Raw genomic sequence first — 5427 nt, forward strand, 5'->3', positions numbered from 1 at the left:
CCGCTTCGGCCAGGTCTCGGTCGCGGCCGCGACCCAGGTCAACACCAACGGGCTCGACAACGCGTGGACCTACCCGATGGGGCTCGGCACTCCCGCCGCCACGGTCGCGATGCAGGCCCGCCGCTACATGCATGAGTACGGCGCCACGTCCGAGGACTTCGGCCGCGTTGCCGTTGCCGATCGCAGGCACGCGGCCAACAACCCGGCGGCGTTCTTCTACGGCAAGCCGATCACGCTCGAGGAGCACCAGGCCTCACGGATGATCGCGGACCCCCTGCACCTGCTCGACTGCTGCCAGGAGTCCGACGGTGCGGTTGCGATCGTCGTCGTGTCGGCGGAGCGGGCGCGCGACCTGGCCCGCAAGCCGGCGTACATCACTGCCGCAGCCCAGGGTTCGGGTCGCGACCAGTTCGTGATGACGTCGTACTACCGCGATGACATCGGCATCCCCGAGATGGGCGTCGTCGGCCGCGAGCTCTGGCGCCAGTCCGGCCTCACCCCGGCGGACCTGCCGATGGCGATCCTCTACGACCACTTCACGCCCTATGTCCTCATGCAGCTCGAGGAGCTCGGCTTCTGCGGTCGCGGCGAGGCCAGTGACTTCATCAGGGACGGAGCGATCGAGATCGGGGGCCGCCTCCCCATCAACACCCACGGCGGCCAGCTCGGCGAGGCGTACATCCACGGCATGAACGGCATCGCCGAAGGTGTCCGCCAGATCCGGGGGACCTCGGTCAACCCGGTCGACGACGTGCAGAACGTGCTCGTCACCGCCGGCACCGGCGTGCCGACGAGTGGGTTGATCCTCAGCGCCTGACCGCCCGTTGGTCGAGGAGGTTGCGCAGCAACCGTCCTGCCCGTTGGTCGAGGAGGTTGCGCAGCAACCGTCTCGAGACCGTGCGCTATCCCTGCTTGACCCACTGAGGAGTCAGCGAGGTGACCTGCGGCGGACCGGACAGCAGCGGCTCGACCTCGCGCAGGTAGGCGGCGTAGGCGTCGGTCTCCAGGAACCGTTGCGACGACTCGGCGCTGTCGTAGACCTGGAAGGCGCTGATCGCGTCCGGATCTGCGTTGTCGAAGCAGAAGAAGTACGCGACGTGGCCGGGGTTGCCATCGACGGCGGGCGCCATGTGCGCCTCCCAGACCTTCTGTACGTCGTCCCGCCGTCCCGGCTGTGTCTGGTGGCGGATGATCAGTGCGAGCTGGGCCATGGCGCGATGCTGTCACCGGCCACCGACATGCGGCGCCCGAGAACTACGCTGACCCGGTGACTTCCGAGAAGAAGCGTCAACCGAGCGCCATCGACCGCTGGGTGATGAACCACTCCACCGCGGCCCTGCTGGTCGGTCTCGCGCTCGTGGTGGTCGGGGTCGTGCTCGGCGCAATGGCTCGGTCCGGCAGTGACATCGCCGGAGTGCTGCAGTGGGTGGCGTTCGCGCCGGCCGCCCTGCTCATCGGCATGGCCGCCCAGGCGAGGAGCATGGCCAGGCGCTCTGGCCGCTGATCACGGCGTGACGTCCGGCTCGCTCGGCACGTGATAGAGCCGTCCCTCCTGCGCCTTGACGGTCGCCACGAGCACGAAGCTCATCGTGACCAACAGCGCCCAGGCGCCGAGCTTTGACGTGTGCACCGCCTCCCAGACATCGGCCTGGCCGGGGTAGCGCCAGGCGTCGAGGAAGGTCGCCATGTTCTCGGCGAGCCACAGGAAGAACCCGATCAGCACGAACGACAGCGAGAGCGGCATCCGGTAGCGGGCGTCGCCGACAGTGAAGTGCACCTGGCAGCGGCGCAGGACCCACAAGCCGACCACGGCCAGCCACACGCGCACGTCCGCGATCCAGTGGTGGGTGAAGAAGTTGGCGTAGATGCCGACAGCGACCGCGGTCGTCAGGGCAGCCGGGTAGTGCGACACCCGGAGGTCGAACCGCCGCCACGCCTGGCAGATGTACGAGCCGACCGCGGCGTACATGAACCCGGAGAACAGCGGCACACCGCCGACCTCGGCCCAGGCATCGCCCGGGTACGCCCACGAGCCCTCGGCGACCTTGAAGACCTCCAGGCCGAGGCCGAGGGCGTGGAACGCGAAGATCACCAGCACCTCGCGCCAGGTCTCCAGGCCGATCGCCCAGAACCCGAACGTCAGGGCGAGGCACCACAGCAGAAGGGCGTCGTACCGGGCGATCGGCAACGGGACGAGATAGGCCAGGGCGAGTCCGACGAAGACTCCGACGGCGAAGGCGCAGGACTGCGCCTCGAGCCAGCCGAACCGGACCAGCTGCGTGAGGAAGCGGCGCAAGGACTACTCGTCGACCCAGAAGTTGTCGTGCTCGGCCATGAAGGCGTCGTACTGCTCGGGTGTCCACTGCTCGCCGGCCGCAAGGCGACCGAGTCCCTCGAAGTAGGGCTCCCGTGGAGCGCCGGGGGAGAAGTGCAGCAGCATCGACGCGGTGGCGCCCGATGTGTTGCGGAAGCCGTGCAGCCCGCCGGGCGGCACGTGGATGAAGTCGCCGGACCTCGTCGTGGTCCAGTCCTCACCGTTGTGGATCTGGATCTCGCCCTCGAGGATGTAGAACGACTCGGCGATGGTCTTGTGGAAGTGCGGTCCGGGGCCGCTCACGGCCTCGGAGAACTCCCAGCGGTACAGGCCGAAGAGGCCGCCGGTGCTCTCGCCGCGGGCGAGGTAGTGGACCCGGTTCCCGTTCGGGTAGGTCACTTCGGGAGCGGCATCGCCGGGGCGGATGCGGGCCGAGACCTCGCCATCGCCGTCGTACAGGGGTGGGGGATACGACATGGCGCCACGCTACCTGCGCTGTCACTCCCTTTTCTGGCCACCGAGACCGATGCCGAGCGCCACTCCGAGGAGCAGGCCCAGGATCAGCAGGATGACTCGATCGGTGGCGAACCAGAGCAGCACACCGCCCAGACAGCAGAGACCGAGTGCGAGGCGGTTCACCCGCTCGACGGTAGCCGGTTCCGCGTGACGGGACCCACAACCTGTACAGATCGTTGCTGTGCGACGATAGATCCAAGAGCTCGCGTGCTCTGGGGTCGGTGAAAATCCGAGCCGGCGGTGAATGGGTGAATGGCTTGTTTCGCCCACAGTCCGCGACCCGATCGCAGCCAGTGATCGGTTGACCAGGTGTGATTCCTGGACCGACGGTCAAAGTCCGGATGGGAAGTGCACGCACGAGTGTCCGACAGCGGAGCAGGTTTGCCGCCGTCGTTCGCCCTGCCAGACCCCGGAGTCCGTGAAGCAACACAACGGATGACGAAGAGGCAGCAGTGGCAGAGACCTTCACCCGCGAGTACGACGCGATGCGTCGCGCCCTCGCGCTGGCCGCGTCCCCCGGCGTGCCGCTCCACCCGAACCCCCGCGTCGGCTGCGTGCTGCTCGCCCCCGACGGCACCATCGTCGGCGAGGGCTTCCACCGCGGCGCCGGCAACCCGCACGCCGAGATCGAAGCCCTGACGGCTGCCGGCGACCTCGCCGCGGGTGCCACCGCCGTCGTCACCCTCGAGCCCTGCAACCACACCGGCCGCACCGGCCCGTGCTCCGAGGCCCTCATCGCTGCCGGAGTACGACGAGTGGTGGTCGCCCAGCGCGACCCGAACCCGGTTGCCGGCGGCGGCCTGGAGGTACTCACCGCTGCTGGCGTCGAGACCGACTCCGGGACGCTCGAGGAGGCCGCGATCGAGCTGAACCCGGCGTGGACGTTCGCCCACGTCCACGGCCGCCCGTTCGTCACCTGGAAGTTCGCAACGACCCTCGACGGTCGATCGGCGGCCAGTGACGGAACCTCCCGTTGGGTCTCCTCTCTGCCGGCGCGCCACGACACCCATCTGCTGCGTGCGCTCTGCGACACGATGCTGGTCGGCACCAACACCGTCGAGGTCGACGACCCGCAGCTGACCGTGCGCGACGAGGACGACCAGCCGGTCGCCGTACAACCGCTCCGCGTGGTTCTCGGCCGACGTGACCTCGACGCCGACCGGCGGATCTTCGACGACGTCGCGGAGACCGTGCACCTGCGGACCCGCGATCCGCTCGAGGCGCTGCAGACCCTCTACACCGAGCACGACCGCCACCACGTCTTCCTCGAGGGCGGCCCCACGGTGGCGGCAGCCTTCATCAAGGCGGGCCTGGTCGACGAGATCGTCACCTACGTCGCGCCCCTCCTGCTGGGGGCGGGCAAGGCGGCCGTGGGCCGACTGGGAATCGGCACCATCACCAAGGCGTTGCGGTTCGAGTTGGTCGACACCGCCGTCATCGGCGAGGGGATCGAGGCGAACGTCCGCCTCACCCTGCGACCCGCTGCCACCACCGAGAGGAACTGACCAGATGTTCACCGGCATCGTCGAGGAGCTCGGCACCGTCGCCGCCATCGAGGACCAGGGCGACGCGATCCGGCTCACCATCACGTCCGACATCACGCTGTCCGACGCCGGCCTCGGAGACTCGATCGCGGTCAACGGCTGTTGCCTGACCGTCGCCGAGCGCACCGACAGCACGTGGACGGCCGACGTGATGGCCGAGACGCTCGACAAGACCAGCATCGGCGGCCTCGTCGTGGGCGAGCAGGTCAACCTGGAGCGCGCCGTCACCGCGGAGAAGCGCCTCGGGGGCCACATCGTCCAGGGCCACGTCGACGCGGTCGGTGAGGTCGTCGCCCGGACCCCCAGTGAGCACTGGGAGATCGTGGAGATCGCGATGCCCGCCGAGCTCGGCCGCTACCTCGTCGACAAGGGTTCCATCACCGTCGACGGCACCTCCCTCACCGTCGTGGAGGCGGGGGAGACCACCTTCACCGTGAGCCTCATTCCCGAGACGCTCGCGCGCACCACCCTCGGCTTCCGGACACCCGGCAGCCGCGTCAACCTCGAGGTCGACGTCATCGCCAAGCACGTCGAGAAGCTCGTTCGCGCCTACACAGCCCCCGCGGCAAAGGAGAACTGACATGTCCGTCAGGCTGGATTCCATCGAGCGAGCCATCGCCGACATCGCCGCAGGCAAGGCGGTCATCGTGGTTGACGACGAGGACCGCGAGAACGAGGGCGACATCATCTTCGCCGCGAGCAAGGCCACGCCTGAGCTGATGGCGTGGACGATCCGCCACTCCAGTGGCGTGATCTGCGTGCCGATGCCGGGCGACATGCTCGACCGGCTGGAGATCCCCCTCATGACGCCGCACAACAAGGACGCCTACCGGACGGCGTACACGCTGTCGGTGGACGCCCGCGACGGTGTCTCGACCGGCATCTCCGCGGCCGACCGCGCCCACACGGCGCGGGTCCTGGCCGACTCGGCCACCGAGTCGTGGGAGCTGACGCGTCCCGGACACGTCTTCCCCCTGCGCTACCGCGAGGGTGGCGTGCTGGTCCGCCGTGGCCACACCGAGTCCGCCGTTGACCTGTGCCGCCTCGCCGGCC

The 5427-nt window shown here is 68.9% G+C and carries 9 protein-coding genes and 1 riboswitch; of the genes, 5 read left to right on the forward strand and 4 right to left on the reverse strand.

From position 1 onward, the window contains the following. On the forward strand, positions 1–817 hold an 817-nt coding region (locus ACOADB_RS06405), incomplete at its 5' end, for a thiolase C-terminal domain-containing protein (protein WP_378597122.1). Positions 818–902: 85 nt separating this feature from the next. Here the strand turns inward: ACOADB_RS06405 and ACOADB_RS06410 are convergent. Further along, a complete protein-coding gene (locus ACOADB_RS06410; protein ID WP_378597123.1) occupies positions 903–1211 on the reverse strand; it encodes a putative quinol monooxygenase in 309 nt (102 codons plus the stop codon). A gap of 56 nt (positions 1212–1267) precedes the next feature. Here ACOADB_RS06410 and ACOADB_RS06415 point away from each other — a divergent pair, with 56 nt between their 5' ends. Continuing rightward, complete coding sequence (locus tag ACOADB_RS06415; RefSeq protein ID WP_378597124.1) at positions 1268–1504, forward strand: hypothetical protein; 237 nt, start codon at positions 1268–1270, stop codon at positions 1502–1504. Here ACOADB_RS06415 and ACOADB_RS06420 read toward each other — a convergent pair whose 3' ends face one another. From ACOADB_RS06420 to ACOADB_RS06430, 3 genes are read right to left on the reverse strand one after another with little or no spacing between them, the layout of a single operon-like run. Beyond that, entirely contained in the window at positions 1505–2296 is a 792-nt protein-coding gene (locus ACOADB_RS06420; RefSeq protein WP_378597125.1) for a DUF817 domain-containing protein, read from the reverse strand. It abuts the gene before it with no gap. A 3-nt stretch (positions 2297–2299) separates the two neighbouring features. After that, the gene (locus ACOADB_RS06425) at positions 2300–2791 is read right to left on the reverse strand and encodes a cupin domain-containing protein (protein WP_378597126.1); all 492 of its coding nucleotides are present in this window, start codon (positions 2789–2791) and stop codon (positions 2300–2302) included. 21 nt (positions 2792–2812) lie between these two features. Next, positions 2813–2953, reverse strand: a complete 141-nt coding sequence (locus ACOADB_RS06430) for a hypothetical protein (RefSeq protein WP_378597127.1) — start codon at positions 2951–2953, stop codon at positions 2813–2815. 80 nt (positions 2954–3033) lie between these two features. Further along, a riboswitch (FMN riboswitch) is annotated at positions 3034–3188 on the forward strand. 127 nt (positions 3189–3315) lie between these two features. Between ACOADB_RS06430 and ribD the strand changes: the two genes are divergently transcribed. The 3 genes from ribD to ribB all read left to right on the forward strand — a co-directional run. Beyond that, on the forward strand, positions 3316–4335 hold the full coding sequence (gene ribD, locus ACOADB_RS06435; RefSeq protein ID WP_378597158.1) for a bifunctional diaminohydroxyphosphoribosylaminopyrimidine deaminase/5-amino-6-(5-phosphoribosylamino)uracil reductase RibD: 1020 nt from the start codon (positions 3316–3318) through the stop codon (positions 4333–4335). A 4-nt stretch (positions 4336–4339) separates the two neighbouring features. Continuing rightward, positions 4340–4954, forward strand: coding sequence for a riboflavin synthase (locus tag ACOADB_RS06440; RefSeq protein WP_378597128.1), 615 nt, complete (start codon positions 4340–4342; stop codon positions 4952–4954). A gap of 1 nt (position 4955) precedes the next feature. Continuing rightward, positions 4956–5427: 3,4-dihydroxy-2-butanone-4-phosphate synthase (gene ribB / locus ACOADB_RS06445; protein WP_378597129.1), on the forward strand; the 472-nt coding region annotated here is incomplete at its 3' end.

This window comes from Nocardioides sp. CPCC 206348 (assembly GCF_048654705.1).
Lineage (GTDB): Bacteria > Actinomycetota > Actinomycetes > Propionibacteriales > Nocardioidaceae > Nocardioides.